The organism is Flavobacterium sp., from assembly GCF_036405015.1.
Lineage (GTDB): Bacteria > Bacteroidota > Bacteroidia > Flavobacteriales > Flavobacteriaceae > Flavobacterium.
This window is the reverse complement of sequence record NZ_DASWYK010000226.1, coordinates 1-14,127: the sequence shown is the minus strand read 5'-3', so window position 1 is coordinate 14,127 and position 14,127 is coordinate 1. Positions and strand designations below refer to the sequence as shown.

At 33.0% G+C, this 14,127-nt stretch carries 13 protein-coding genes; 3 read left to right on the top strand and 10 right to left on the bottom strand.

What is annotated here, in order from left to right; genetic code table 11:
- Position 1: 1 nt before the first annotated feature.
- Both VGE71_RS19475 and purH read right to left on the bottom strand, forming a co-directional pair.
- Complete coding sequence (locus tag VGE71_RS19475; RefSeq protein WP_008466528.1) at positions 2-1,030, bottom strand: rod shape-determining protein; 1,029 nt, start codon at positions 1,028-1,030, stop codon at positions 2-4.
- Between the two features lie 54 nt (positions 1,031-1,084).
- Entirely contained in the window at positions 1,085-2,611 is a 1,527-nt protein-coding gene (purH, locus tag VGE71_RS19470) for a bifunctional phosphoribosylaminoimidazolecarboxamide formyltransferase/IMP cyclohydrolase (RefSeq protein ID WP_331139789.1), read from the bottom strand.
- Positions 2,612-2,776: 165 nt separating this feature from the next.
- Between purH and VGE71_RS19465 the strand changes: the two genes are divergently transcribed.
- The gene (locus VGE71_RS19465) at positions 2,777-4,024 is read left to right on the top strand and encodes an ABC transporter permease (RefSeq protein ID WP_331139788.1); all 1,248 of its coding nucleotides are present in this window, start codon (positions 2,777-2,779) and stop codon (positions 4,022-4,024) included.
- Positions 4,025-4,298: 274 nt separating this feature from the next.
- On the opposite strand, the gene accD is transcribed toward VGE71_RS19465, so the two are convergent.
- From accD to VGE71_RS19450, 3 genes are all read right to left on the bottom strand, one after another.
- A complete protein-coding gene (gene accD, locus VGE71_RS19460) occupies positions 4,299-5,153 on the bottom strand; it encodes an acetyl-CoA carboxylase, carboxyltransferase subunit beta (RefSeq protein WP_026728501.1) in 855 nt (284 codons plus the stop codon).
- 106 nt (positions 5,154-5,259) lie between these two features.
- Positions 5,260-6,327 (bottom strand): class II fructose-bisphosphate aldolase, encoded by a 1,068-nt coding sequence (fbaA, locus tag VGE71_RS19455; RefSeq protein WP_012023542.1) that lies wholly within the window; start codon positions 6,325-6,327, stop codon positions 5,260-5,262.
- A gap of 60 nt (positions 6,328-6,387) precedes the next feature.
- The gene (locus tag VGE71_RS19450; protein WP_331139787.1) at positions 6,388-8,961 is read right to left on the bottom strand and encodes a BamA/TamA family outer membrane protein; all 2,574 of its coding nucleotides are present in this window, start codon (positions 8,959-8,961) and stop codon (positions 6,388-6,390) included.
- A gap of 37 nt (positions 8,962-8,998) precedes the next feature.
- Between VGE71_RS19450 and VGE71_RS19445 the strand changes: the two genes are divergently transcribed.
- Positions 8,999-9,727, top strand: coding sequence for an RNA methyltransferase (locus VGE71_RS19445; RefSeq protein WP_331139786.1), 729 nt, complete (start codon positions 8,999-9,001; stop codon positions 9,725-9,727).
- A 9-nt stretch (positions 9,728-9,736) separates the two neighbouring features.
- Here VGE71_RS19445 and VGE71_RS19440 read toward each other — a convergent pair whose 3' ends face one another.
- The 4 genes from VGE71_RS19440 to VGE71_RS19425 all read right to left on the bottom strand — a co-directional run bounded on the left by VGE71_RS19440 (position 9,737) and on the right by VGE71_RS19425 (position 12,610).
- Positions 9,737-10,459 (bottom strand): porin family protein, encoded by a 723-nt coding sequence (locus VGE71_RS19440; RefSeq protein WP_331139785.1) that lies wholly within the window; start codon positions 10,457-10,459, stop codon positions 9,737-9,739.
- Between the two features lies 1 nt (position 10,460).
- Positions 10,461-11,192: a bifunctional demethylmenaquinone methyltransferase/2-methoxy-6-polyprenyl-1,4-benzoquinol methylase UbiE gene (ubiE, locus tag VGE71_RS19435; RefSeq protein ID WP_331139784.1), complete on the bottom strand. Its 732-nt coding sequence runs from the start codon at positions 11,190-11,192 to the stop codon at positions 10,461-10,463.
- A 579-nt stretch (positions 11,193-11,771) separates the two neighbouring features.
- Positions 11,772-12,254 carry a dihydrofolate reductase gene (locus VGE71_RS19430; RefSeq protein ID WP_331139783.1) on the bottom strand — a complete coding sequence of 161 codons (483 nt, stop codon included), beginning with the start codon at positions 12,252-12,254 and terminating at the stop codon, positions 11,772-11,774.
- Between the two features lie 11 nt (positions 12,255-12,265).
- The gene (locus VGE71_RS19425; protein WP_091493889.1) at positions 12,266-12,610 is read right to left on the bottom strand and encodes a 2TM domain-containing protein; all 345 of its coding nucleotides are present in this window, start codon (positions 12,608-12,610) and stop codon (positions 12,266-12,268) included.
- Between the two features lie 240 nt (positions 12,611-12,850).
- Here VGE71_RS19425 and VGE71_RS19420 point away from each other — a divergent pair, with 240 nt between their 5' ends.
- Complete coding sequence (locus tag VGE71_RS19420; protein WP_144215632.1) at positions 12,851-13,147, top strand: isoamylase early set domain-containing protein; 297 nt, start codon at positions 12,851-12,853, stop codon at positions 13,145-13,147.
- A gap of 46 nt (positions 13,148-13,193) precedes the next feature.
- Here the strand turns inward: VGE71_RS19420 and VGE71_RS19415 are convergent, their stop codons facing one another.
- Positions 13,194-14,045, bottom strand: a complete 852-nt coding sequence (locus VGE71_RS19415) for a thymidylate synthase (RefSeq protein ID WP_331139782.1) — start codon at positions 14,043-14,045, stop codon at positions 13,194-13,196.
- Positions 14,046-14,127: the final 82 nt, after the last annotated feature.

Genomic DNA, 14,127 nt, shown 5'->3' with positions numbered 1-14,127 from the left:
CTTATTTAATTAAGATACTTTTAAATTTTGCAATGTTTTTTAGAGCCATTCCAGTACCGCGAACAACAGCTCTTAAAGGATCTTCTGCAATATAAACAGGTAAATCTGTTTTTTGAGAGATACGTTTGTCAAGACCTCTTAACATAGATCCACCACCTGCTAAATAGATACCTGTGTTGTAGATATCGGCAGCTAACTCAGGAGGAGTTTGAGATAATGTTTCCATAACAGCATCCTCAATACGCTGAATAGATTTGTCTAATGCTTTTGCAATTTCACGGTAAGAAACATCTACTTGTTTTGGTTTACCAGTAAGTAAATCTCTACCTTGAACTGACATATCTTCTGGCGGTCCGTCTAAATCTTCGATAGCCGCTCCGATTTGAATTTTAATTTTTTCAGCAGTACTTTCTCCTACGAAAAGGTTATGTTGTGTACGCATGTAATACACGATGTCGTTTGTGAAAACGTCACCTGCAATTTTAACAGATTTGTCGCAAACAATTCCGCCTAATGCGATAACAGCGATTTCAGTTGTACCACCTCCGATATCCACGATCATGTTACCTTTTGGTTGCATAATGTCGATTCCAATACCGATTGCTGCGGCCATTGGTTCGTGAATTAGGTAAACTTCTTTTCCGTTAACTCTCTCACAAGATTCTTTTACTGCACGCATTTCAACCTCAGTAATTCCAGAAGGAATACAAACTACCATTCTTAAAGCTGGGGTAAACATTCTCTTTTTTAATGCAGGAATACTTTTAATGAACATATTGATCATTTTTTCCGAAGCATCAAAATCGGCAATTACACCATCTTTCAAAGGCCTTATGGTCTTGATGTTTTCATGTGTTTTACCTTGCATCATGTTGGCTTCTTTACCAACAGCGATGATTTTGCCTGAAACTCTGTCGCGTGCTACGATAGAGGGGCTGTCAATAACAACTTTATCATTATGAATGATTAAAGTGTTTGCGGTACCAAGGTCTATTGCAATATCCTCGGTCATGAAATCAAAAAATCCCATAAGTTTTTTAGGGGTTTAAAATGTTATAAATTATTTTGAACAAAGTTAAACAAATTAATGTTTAAAATGACGAGTTCCTGTAAATACCATTGCAAGATTATTTTCATTGCAATAATTTATACTTAATTCGTCTTTTATCGAACCTCCTGGCTGAATTACTGCTGTAATTCCTGCTTTTTTAGCTAATTCAACACAGTCCGGAAATGGGAAAAATGCATCACTTGCCATAGAAGCTCCATTCAAATCAAATCCAAAAGCTTTTGCTTTGTCAACTGCTTGAATTAAAGCGTCAACTCTTGAAGTCTGACCTGTACCTGATGAAATCAATGTTCCGTTTTTAGCAAATACAATAGTGTTTGATTTTGTATTCTTGCAGATTTTAGAAGCAAAGATCAAATCTTCGATCTCTTGAGCAGTAGGTTCTGTAATTGTAACGGTTTTTAAATGCTCTTTATTATCCGTAATATTATTTCTGTCCTGAATTAACAAACCATTAAGACAAGTTCTTACTTGACGAGCTGGTAATTCAACTTCATTTTGAACTAGAATAATTCTGTTCTTTTTCTCTTGTAAAACGTTGATAGCCTCATCATCATAAGCTGGAGCGATTACCACTTCGCAGAATAATTTGTTGATTTCTTGCGCTGTTTCTAAATCAATTTTTGTGTTAGAAATTAACACTCCGCCAAAAGCAGATGTAGGATCACAAGCTAAAGCCGCTAAATAAGCTTCGCTAATTGTTTTTCTAGAAGCCAATCCACAAGCATTGTTGTGTTTTAAAATCGCGAACGTTGGTCCGTCAGTTTTAAACTCAGCAATTAAATTTACCGCTGCATCAACATCTAGTAAGTTGTTGTATGATAATTCTTTTCCGTGAACTTTTTTGAACATAGCGTCAAAATCTCCAAAGAAGAATCCTTTTTGGTGAGGGTTTTCACCATATCTTAAAACTTGACCGTTTGCAATGCTTTCTTTGTAAATAGTCTCGTCTGTATTGAAATAATTAAAAATAGCTCCATCATAGTGAGATGAAACGTGGAATGCTTTAGTAGCAAACAATCTTCTGTTTTCTAAAGTTGTTGCTCCATCTTGCTCAGTAATCAAATCTAAAAGCAAGCTGTACTCGTTAACAGAAGCTACAATTACAGTGTCTTTGAAGTTTTTTGCACCAGCACGAATTAATGAAATTCCACCAATATCAATTTTTTCGATAATATCTTGTTCGCTAGCTCCAGAAGCAACTGTTTTTTCAAAAGGATATAAGTCAACAATTACTAAATCGATTTGCGGAATATCAAATTCCTTCATTTGCTGAACATCACTCTCGTTGTCTTGACGATTTAAAATTCCTCCAAAAATTTTCGGGTGTAATGTTTTTACTCTTCCGCCAAGAATTTCAGGGAAAGAAGTAATATCTTCAACAGGAACTACCGGAATACCAAGGTTTTTGATGAAATCTTCAGTTCCTCCAGTTGAATAAAGTGTTACATTTTGTTCGTGTAATTTTCTAACAATTGGTTCTAATCCATCTTTAGAAAAAACAGAAATTAATGCCGATTGTATTTTTTTAGTTGTGCTCATTGTGTAGTTATGATTTTGAGACTGCAAAAGTAGTTTTTTTATATATTATATTAAAGAAAATTAGTGTAACAAAATGCTAAAAAAATCTACTGATGAGTAAGTTAACTTTTATTAGGTTTTTGAAATTTAATTATTGAATTTTACTTTATTGAAAAATACTAAAATATGCTTGTTTATTTAAGATTATTAAAAGAAAGCCTCAGCTTTGCCATCAATGCTTTACGAAATAATAAATTACGTACTTTATTATCTCTATTAGGTGTTACGATTGGTATTTTTTCAATTATCGCTGTTTTGGCTGCAGTTGATTCTTTAGATAAAAAAATCTCTAAAGATTTGAGCAGCTTAGATAAAAATACAATTTATTTAATGAAATTCAGTTTTGGACCGTCTGAAATTCCACAATGGAAGAGAGAACAGTTTCCAAATGTGAAATATGATGAGTATGTTGCCTTAAAAAACTCTTTAAATAATACAGATCAAGTCGGGTATCAGCTTTTTGTAAACAGAGAAACTTTAAAATACGATTCTAAAACGGTTAGTGATGTAAATATTATTCCAGCATCAAGCGAAATGGTTGATGTCGATGGATTGAGTTTTGATAAAGGAAGATTTTACAATGAATCAGAATCTAATTCTGGAACTGCCGTTATTGTTCTTGGGTATGATATTGCGGATGGGCTTTTCGGTTCAACGGATCCTTTAGGGAAAAATATCCGTTTATATGGACAGCGATTTACTGTTATTGGTGTAATGGCGAAACAAGGAGCGGGTTTTTTTGGAGATAGTAACGATACTTCTGTTTACTTACCTGCTAATTTTTTAAGAAGAATGTATGGTGATAGCGATTCGATGACGCCTGTAATTATTTTAAAGCCAGAAAAAGGAATTGATATGGAGGCTTATAAAGCTGAAGTTGCTCAAAAACTTCGAGCAATCCGAGGTATGAAAGCAGGAGAAATGGATAATTTCTTTATAAATGTTCTTTCTGGATTTACTGATTTTATTGATGGAATTATAGGACAGATGAATGTAGTAGGGTGGATCATTAGTGGATTTTCTCTTCTTGTTGGTGGTTTCGGAATTGCCAATATTATGTTTGTTTCGGTTAAAGAGAGAACCAATCTTATCGGAATTCAGAAATCTTTAGGAGCGAAAAATAAATTTATCTTATTTCAATTTTTGTTCGAGGCAGTAATTCTTTCCGTTATTGGTGGAATTATCGGTTTGCTAATGGTTTGGGGAATTGCATTCGCTTTAACAAAATTGCTCGATTTTGAATTTGTTCTCAGTCTAGGAAATATAATTTTAGGAACAAGTTTGGCTGCATTAATCGGATTGATTTCAGGAATCCTACCTGCAATTTCAGCAGCAAATTTAGATCCAGTTGAGGCGATTAGAACAGGAATGTAGGTTTTTTTCTTGGGTTATAAGGTTCTGATGCTAAGATTCTAAGGTTTTTATAAGGATAAAAAAAGAATCAAATTATTAATGTTGCTTTCCTGCAAGGTTTTTAAAACCTTGTAGGTGTTACTGAAGATTGTAATCAAGAAAAGTTGCGTTGAAATTGAAACCTACAAGGTTTTGGAAACCTTGCAGGAGAACTTACATAACTTATATGGTTTAAAAACAAAAAAATCCCAAGAAGCAATTTTCTTGGGATTTTCTATTTTAAATAGTTTTAAAACTATCGAATATCATTGTTTTGAATCAAATCGATGTATAAGTTGATCTTATCTTTCAATTCTTTTCTTGGCGTGATAAAGTCTAAGAAACCGTGCTCTAAAAGAAATTCAGCAGTTTGGAAACCTTCTGGTAAATCTTTTCCTGTAGTATCACGTACAACACGCGGACCAGCAAAACCAATCAAAGCGCCTGGCTCAGAGATGTTGATGTCTCCTAACATAGCGTATGATGCAGTTGTTCCTCCAGTTGTTGGATCTGTACAAAGAGAGATATAAGGTAGTTTAGCTTCAGCTAATTGAGCTAATTTTACAGAAGTTTTTGCTAATTGCATTAACGAATAAGCAGCTTCCATCATACGAGCTCCACCAGACTTTGAAATCATTACAAAAGGTAGTTTGTTTTTGATCGCGTGATCAATACCTCTTGCGATTTTTTCCCCTACAACTGCTCCCATAGATCCACCAATAAAAGCGAAATCCATACAACAGATTACAAGTTCTCTTCCTTTAGATTTTCCTACTCCCGTACGTACAGCGTCTTTTAAGTGAGTTTTTTCCATTACATCTTTCAAACGCTCTGCATATTTTTTTGTATCCACAAAATGCAAAGGATCTTTAGAAGTCATGTTTTTATCTAACTCAACAAATTCGTTGTTGTCGAATAAAATTTCAAAATAGGTTGCGCTTCCAATTCGAACGTGAAAATCATCTTCAGGGCTTACGAATAAATTTCTCGCTAATTCGTCAGCATCAATAATTTTTCCAGTAGGAGATTTGTACCACAATCCTTTCGGAACGTCCATCTTGTCTTCTGTAGCGGTCGTAATCCCTTTTTCTTGTCTTTTAAACCAAGCCATTTCTTTTAGTATTCAGTGTTCAGTAATAAAAATTTCAGTGTTCAGTGGTATTTGTAAGTTTTAAGTGTCCAGCAACTGAACACTTAAAACTGTACACTGAATACTATTATAACGTGTTTACGTTATTTAAGTCTGCAAAAGCTTGTTCCAATCTTGCGTTGAATGTTACTTCACTTTCACGAACCCATCTTCTTGGGTCATAGTATTTTTTGTTAGGAGCATCTGGACCTTCTGGGTTACCAATTTGAGATTTTAAATAATCTAAATTTTTAACCATATAATCACGGATTCCTTCAGTGTATGCAAATTGTAAATCTGTATCAATGTTCATTTTGATAACTCCGTAGCTAATTCCTTCTCTGATTTCTTCAAGTGTAGATCCTGAACCTCCGTGGAATACGAAATCAACTGGATTGTGTCCTGTATTGAATTTGTTTTGTACGAAGTCTTGAGAATTTTTTAAGATTTTTGGAGTTAATTTTACGTTTCCTGGTTTGTAAACACCGTGAACGTTTCCGAAAGCAGCAGCAATTGTAAATTTAGGGCTTACTTTAGATAATTCTTCGTAAGCGTAAGCTACTTCTTCTGGTTGAGTATATAATTTTGAGCTGTCAACATCAGAGTTATCAACACCATCTTCTTCACCACCTGTAATTCCAAGCTCGATTTCTAATGTCATACCCATTTTGCTCATTCTAGCTAAATATTCTTTACAGATCTCGATATTTTCTTCGATTGGCTCCTCAGACAAATCGATCATATGAGAACTGAATAATGGTTTTCCTGTTTCTGCGAAGTGTTTTTCAGAAGCATCTAATAAACCATCAATCCAAGGTAAAAGTTTTTTTGCGCAGTGGTCAGTATGTAAAATTACAGTTGCACCGTAAGCTTCTGCCAAAGTGTGAATATGTTTTGCTCCTGCGATTCCTCCCGCAATTGCTGCTTTTTCACCTGCATTTGATAATCCTTTTCCAGCGTTGAATTGAGCTCCTCCGTTAGAAAATTGAATGATAACTGGCGCGTTTAGTTTTGCTGCAGTTTCAAGAACTCCATTAATTGTGCTTGATCCAGTAACGTTTACTGCTGGAAGAGCAAAACCCTTCTCTTTCGCATAATTAAAGATCTCTTGTACTTGATCTCCTGTAGCTACTCCTGGTTTAATGTTGTGTGCCATTGTAATTTTTTTTATAGTTGTTTTTAGTTTTTAGGTTGCAAAAATAAGAATTAATTAGCATTAGAACGGATAATTTATACCAAAATTTAAAACCGAGTGCCCAAAATTATATTCTTTAAACCATCTGTCTCCCTTGTCATGCGCCGGATTATAGGTCTTAAAGCCTAAATCTAAACGAATAACAAAAAAGCTTAAATCGTATCGCAAACCAAATCCAGTACCTAAAGCAATTTCTTCTAAATCGTTTAAGTTGTCAAATTTTGCTTTCGGATCTACCACATTATCGAGTACATTCCAGATATTTCCGGCATCTGCAAAGATGGCACCTTTAACATCTCCGAAAACTTTAAAACGAAATTCGGCACTTGCTGCGATTTTCATATTGGCCTCATTAAAGTCGTTTACTGCATTTGTACTTCCAGGTCCTAAAGCATAAGGTTGCCATGCTCGGTTATCATTGGAACCTCCTGAATAATAACTTCGTGAAAACGGAATGTAATTTGAGTTTCCAAAAGGAACCGCAATTCCAAAGAATGTTCTAACGGCTAGTACTTTTTCTTTTCCAAAATCCCAGTGTTTAATGTAGTCGAATTCAGTTTTAAGGTATTCAGAATATTCTAAATTAAAGATTTCATAATTTCCTCTATTATTTTTAGGTAGGTTTCCTATCTCAGATACTAATGTTAATAAGGTTCCAGCCGATTCAATTTTAGTCCTAAATTGATAAAAATTATTGTCAGCTAAATCTTTTTTGGTTGTTTTAGTGAATGTATAACTTGTCGCGAGAATAAAGTCATTTTCGGTTAAACGAACTCTTCTTTCTTCAATGCTGGCAACTTCTTGATATTGTGCATCGCCAGGTCTTAATGGGGTTAGATCGTTTAAAACTTCATTGGTAAAACCTGTCGTTCCTTTTGGGATCGTTAAGTTTTCTTTAGCTTGTTCTTCTGGAGTGTCTCCCCAGTTCGAAGGCGTTTGATTGTAGGTTTTTCCAATATTATTTAAATCATTATAAGATGAAGTATAAACTCTAAAATAATTGTCTGGATTTAAATTACGAACAAACTGAGCATTCAACAATTCCAGTTTTGCAGTATTATAACGTTTTGGTGTCCAGTTGTAAGAGATACCGCCCGTAAAATTTTCTTTATCTAAACCGATATTTCTTTGTTTTGAAAAACCAGAAGTTATCGAAGTATACGGAATCATACTTTTAGGAATAATTTTTTCGGTTCCAAAAGGCAGTAAAATCCTTGGGAAATTTAATTTCATATCCAAACCGTATTCTGAGACATTGAAGAAATTATTGTTTGGATTTGCCATGTCTCGAGAAGAACCAATGTTTAAACGAGCAGAAATTTCTAAAGTCTCTGCACGATTGAAGACATTTCTGATAGTTTCTGAAATACTCGCTCCAATTCCGAAATCCTGAATATTAGAATGCGTCACGTCAAAAGTTGCACCAAAACTGTATTTTTTTCGAGGAGTTAGATAAACATTGGCGATAAGAGATTGTGCTGTAGAATCTCTTTTGTCAACTTCATACTGTATTGATGGGTAGTTGAAAATCTTTAAGTTGTTTAAATATCGTGAAGAAAGTGTTGTTCTAAAATCGGCAAAAGTACTTCCCTTGGTGATGAATATTGCATCTGTAATTGCACGAGGTTTGTACTTTAATTTATTGAAACTGTAAAGATTGAAATTGTTGTAAGTTGTACTATCAGTAGGTTTTTTCTTTGAGTTAGCAGCCGAATAATCGGTGTAAATGTTGACATCGCTAATTTTGTATAATTTAAAAGGCTCTGTTCTACTGGAATCTCTGCCCTGAATAACATTGTTGCTAATATTTAAAGTTACATCGGCTTTGGCTTTTTTACCAATTGTATCAATATCAAATGTTACATAAGTTGGTTGGAAGTAGTATGCACCATGATTTCTAAAATAAGTCGTAATACGGTTTTTTTCATCTTCGAAATCTGTAGTTTTATATTGATTTCCCGATTTTAATAAAGAAGGTTCATTGTTGGTTCTATATAATGAATCTAAAGCAGGAGTTAGAATATTAGTACTGATAGTATCTAATTTGTAAGCGGGACCTGTTGCAATATTATAATTAATAGCAGCTCTTTTGTATCCAACGGTGTCTATAGAATAATCGGTTTTAACATTAAAAAAGCCATTGTTGAAATAATAGTATTTTAAACGTAATAAAGATTTTTTTGTTCTGGCAGTATCAATAATTACAGGAGGTTCTCCAGTGTTTTTTAGAAATTCGTGAATTCCTTTGTAATAAAAAGACTGTCCAAGACGATCTACTTGTTTTGCCGATAGCAATTTAGACATACGTTCATACTTACCTGGATTGTTTTTGAATTTTGCCTGATAAGTAGAATCTGGATTTAAATTAGCCAGATTGTATAAATTTAGTCGAAGTTTGTAGCCTAACAGTTTACCATTTGGTTTTTGATACATCTGATTAGAAGCAACTTCGTCGTTGGTAGATTTTCCGTTAACTAAAATATTGTTTTTTACAAGAAGGTTTTTTCCATCGGGAACTCTTTTTACGGCATTACAAGCGCAAATTAATATTGCAATTAGAAGAAATGCTATTATTTTTGTGGAATTATTTTTCAAGTGTTTTTAAATATTTAATTCAAAAGTACATTATTTTATGGTTAGTAAAAACCAAATAAAACTTATCTCGGGTTTACATCAAAAAAAGCAGCGTTTTGCAAATCAATTATTTTTTGCTGAAGGAGTAAAAGTAATTCAAGAATTGCTGCAATCCAATTTTGAATTAGAACATTTATACACCACGCTGAATGATTTTGAAACAGTTCACGCTTCAAAACGAACTCTTATTAATGAGCAAGAACTAAAAAAAATAAGTGCTTTATCGACTCCAAATTCTTGTTTGGCAGTTTTTAAAATGCCAGCCGAAAACAAAATAACCGATTCAGGCTTGATTTTGGCTTTAGACGATATTAGAGATCCTGGAAATCTTGGAACCATTCTGCGTCTTTGTGATTGGTTTGGTATTAAACAAGTAATTTGTTCAAAAGAAACAGTAGATATTTACAACCCAAAAGTAGTGCAGGCAACAATGGGCTCTATTACCAGAGTAAATGTAAATTATATCGACTTGAAAACTTTTCTTGCTCAAACTAAACTACCAATTTTTGGAACTTTTATGGACGGAGCAAATATTTATCAATCTCAATTACCGCAAGATGGAATCATTATTATGGGTAACGAAGCCAATGGTATTTCAGAAGAGATTGAAAAAATAGTGACTTCTCGTCTTACAATTCCCAGATTCGGAGAGCTTCAAAAAACCGAAAGTTTAAATGTAGCTACTGCGACAGCAATTATTCTTAGTGAATTTAAACGAAATAGTTGAGATTTTGTTTTAATGAAAAGTAAAATTTACTAAAATCGCTCTCGATTTCATAGAATCTATATTATCCGTATACGGACTAACCGGATGTTCTGCAGTGACATTGTCACGAATTATCTCATTAGTAATACCAAACATACCTCTTACAGAAGGAGAAAAGATAAAATATTCAGTAAAAATATCGATTCCAAAACCTACTTCGTAAGCTGCCGTCCATTGTTTAACTCTAAATTTCTGTTGCCAGTTGTCATCAGGAGATTTTGCATTACTAGATAAATTTAAAGTAGTCGACATACCTCCAACTAAATACGGACGCACATTTCCGGTACGCAAAGCAGAGAACTTTAATAATAAAGGAAAGTGAATATAGGTGCTGTTTACTTCTCTCAGATAATCACTTTCCAAATTTCCTATGCCTGGATAAAAAAGGTCACGCTTTGTATAATACAATCCTGGTTCAAAACGAAGATTAATATATTCCTGTAATCTTAAATCGGCTACAACTCCTACATTAAAACCGGTAGTTTTTTTTACCTGAATATCATTTTGTACGGGAGTTTTGTAATCAAATTTAAAGTCAAAACTATTAAAGCCTAAAAAATAACCAAAGTAGACACGCTGTTTCTGCCAGTTTTCAAGGTTAATAATAGGATCTTTACTAAACATGTTTTTAGCAAATTGCGAGTGTCCTTTTGTTGTTAAGACTAATAAAATTAAGATTACAGCTTTTTTCATACTATTTTTTAGATGCAGAATAAATCGTTGCGACACCAAAAGTTTGCGGCATTGCCACAACATCTATAAACCCAGTTTTTCTCAAAATATTGTTTAAGGCTTCTCCATAAGGAAAAGCAGCAGCAGATTCAGATAAATAGCCATAAGCATCGTTATCTTTAGAAAATAATTTTCCGATTAACGGAAGTATATTTTTGCTGTAAAAATTATAACCTTGTTTATAAGGAAATTTATCTGGAACTGAAGTTTCTAATATAACGAATACACCATTTGGTTTTAGAACTCTTAAGATTTCTGCAAAACCTTTTTCAAGATTTTCAAAGTTTCTAACTCCAAAACCAACAGTAATGGCGTCAAAGTAATTATCCTCAAAAGGCATGTTTTCAGAATCGCCTAAAACTAATTCAATAATATTAGAAAGGTTTTTTTCCTGAACTTTCTTTTTTCCCACTTCCAGCATTCCAGCTGAAATATCCAGACCAATAATTTTTTCAGCATTAGTTTGTGCTAATAAAATGGCTAAATCACCAGTTCCGGTAGCAATGTCAAGAATAACCTTTGGTTTTTTGTCTGATACTATTTTTAATACTTTTTTACGCCATTTAACATCAATACCAAATGAGATGACACGATTTAAATTGTCGTAATTCCCGGAAATGGTGTCAAACATTTGGGTTACTTGCTCTTTTTTACCTAGTGAAGAGTCTTTATACGGAGTTATTTTTTCAGACATTTTTTTTATTTAGGCAAATATAAACAATCTAGATTAACTGTAATTGAGTTTTTTGATTTGTAAAATAAATGTTTGTGATGATTTGTTTGAGAGTGAAGTACTGATACATTCTAGCATCCCTAAATCTAGGTATTTTGGCAATATCCCTAAAACGCGGTATTGTGTAATTCTCGTAATATGAACAACTTTGCTAAAGTAAAAATGATTAAAGTTTTAATGATTGGTATTATTGCAATGACTTAAACAAATGGTTGCTTTTTTTGCGCTTGTAATTCATTTGTTCTTGAAAAAGTTTTGTAAGTATTATTCTTGGGGGGAAATACTAATTAATAGTGCAAAATACGTTCTTAGGATTAAATTTGTTTTTGGAAATTTTAATTTTCTGCCTTTAATATCTTAGTGGTATTTGTTATTAAAGGCGTTTTGAGATTTATATCTCAAATAACATAAATGTTATTCAGTTATTACAAATGTTTTTAACATTAGTGATTTTAAACAAAAACGATTTCTTGAGCGAGTCAGTATCAAAAGACCAATTATTTAAAAACATCCTCCTTAAACAAGAGGATGTTTTTTATTTTATTTTCTAATGTAAGTTTCATAAGTATAATCATAAAGATGCTTTTCATCTTTATAATTTTCTTCAGATTCTACCAAAAGCCATTCACTTTTATTGATTTTTGGAAAGAAAGCATCTGCTTCAAAAGTGTGATGAACTTTAGTTAACTCTATTATATCTGTAAAAGGAAGAGCCAGGTTGTAAATTTCGCCACCACCTATAATGTAACTATCATCATTTTCAGGACATGCGGCAAGTGCTTTTTCTATACTGTCAACAACAATACATCCTTCAGGCTGATAATTTTCCTGACGAGAAATTACAATGTGAACACGATTGGGTAAAGGTTTTGGGAAACTCTCAAATGTTTTTCTTCCCATAATAATATGATGGCCTGTGGTAAGGGATTTAAATCTTTTAAAGTCATTTGGAAGATGCCAAACTAACTCATTGTTTTTTCCAAGCGCATTATTTTCGGCTGCTGCCGCTATCATTATAATCATGGTATGCCTAACTAAATTTTATTTTCATTCTCTTCATTGATAGAAGATTCAAGCTGACTGATTCTTTTTTGCTGTAAAGCTACTAATCGGTCAATTTGTTCTCTTTCCCATTTTTTATTCATAAAACGGTCAGTGATGTACACTTTTATAAAATGAAGAATAAAAAGGAAAAGCCAAATCGTAATACCCCAGATACACCAATTTTGAGTTGTACCTTCTCCAAAACCAAAAAATCTATTGGCAATAAATAAAAATAAACTTCCTAAAAGGAAAAGAACAAAATGAAAATATAGGATTTTTTTTTGTCTTAATCGGCGTCTAGCGTATTCGTATTGTTCGTGTACTTCTTTTTCCATAAGATAAAAATGAGATTATAAAGTTAAAATTTATTTTTGAAAGTCAATATTTTGCCAAAAGAATATTTGGTTTAAATTAACCTAAGAATTTGAAAAGCAAAATTTTAGGTGGCTTAAATTGCAGATATGGTTAAAATAACCTGCTGTTTTTGGTATTATCATAAATCGATTAACGAGGTGGTGAGGATTTGGCCGATTTTAATTAATTTTAGGTTGTATAAATCTAAAAACTAAATAGTTATGTCTTTGAAGAAACAATTTATCAAAACAAAGCCGGTTGTTAAAGTAACATTTTCTATTGATGCTAAAGACGCTGATTCGGCAGCAGTTGTAGGCGATTTCAACAACTGGAATCCTTCAGAAGGAACTTTAAGTAAGCTAAAAAATGGAACTTTTAAAGCTACTTATGATTTGGTTAAAGATGCGATTTACGAGTTTAAGTATGTAATCGACGGAATTTATGTGAACGATCCAGAAGCCGATTTTTACAAATGGAATGATTATGCCGGAAGTGAAAATAGTGTTTTAGTTGTATAGTTATAAAAAAATCCGCTTAAATATTTAAGCGGATTTTTTTATAATTTTATACAGCAACACTTCCTTTTATGGCAGGATGTGGATCGTAATCTACGAGTGTAAAGTCATTGAAATCAAAATCAAAAATGTTTTTAATCTCAGGATTTAGAATCATTTTTGGTAATGGTTTTGGTTCACGTGTCAATTGTAATTCTAATTGCTCAAAATGATTGTTGTAAATATGTGCATCACCAAAAGTGTGTATAAATTCACCTGCTTCTAGATCACAAACTTGAGCAATCATCATGGTTAATAAGGCGTAAGAAGCAATATTAAAAGGAACGCCTAAAAATATATCAGCACTTCGCTGATACAACTGGCAAGATAATTTTCCTTTTGTTTCTCCTTTTTCTAAATCTGGAGCAGCAACATAAAATTGAAAAAAGGCATGACATGGAGGCAATGCAGCTTTGTTGTTAGCTACATTTTCTTCAAAAGACTTTTTAGTATCTGGTAAAACAGAAGGGTTCCATGCAGAAACCAACATTCTTCGGCTGTTTGGATTCGTTTTTAATTCTGCAATTAATTCCGAAATCTGATCAATTTCTTCGCTGTTCCAATTACGCCACTGATGTCCATAAACGGGACCTAAATCACCATTAGAATCTGCCCATTCATCCCAAATTTTCACTCCGTTTTCCTGAAGATATTTAATATTTGTATCTCCTTTTAAAAACCAAAGCAATTCGTAGATAATTGATTTTAAATGTAGCTTTTTAGTAGTAACCATTGGGAAACCTTCACTTAAATCAAAGCGCATTTGATAACCGAAAACGCTTTTAGTCCCAGTTCCAGTACGATCTCCTTTTTGATTTCCGTTTTCTAAAACGTGTTTTACTAAATCTAAATATTGTTTCATTTGTTTGTTTATTCGGTTATTCGTTTAATTGTTTAATCGATTTAACGAATAAACGGTTCAACGATTAAACATTGAATTTATC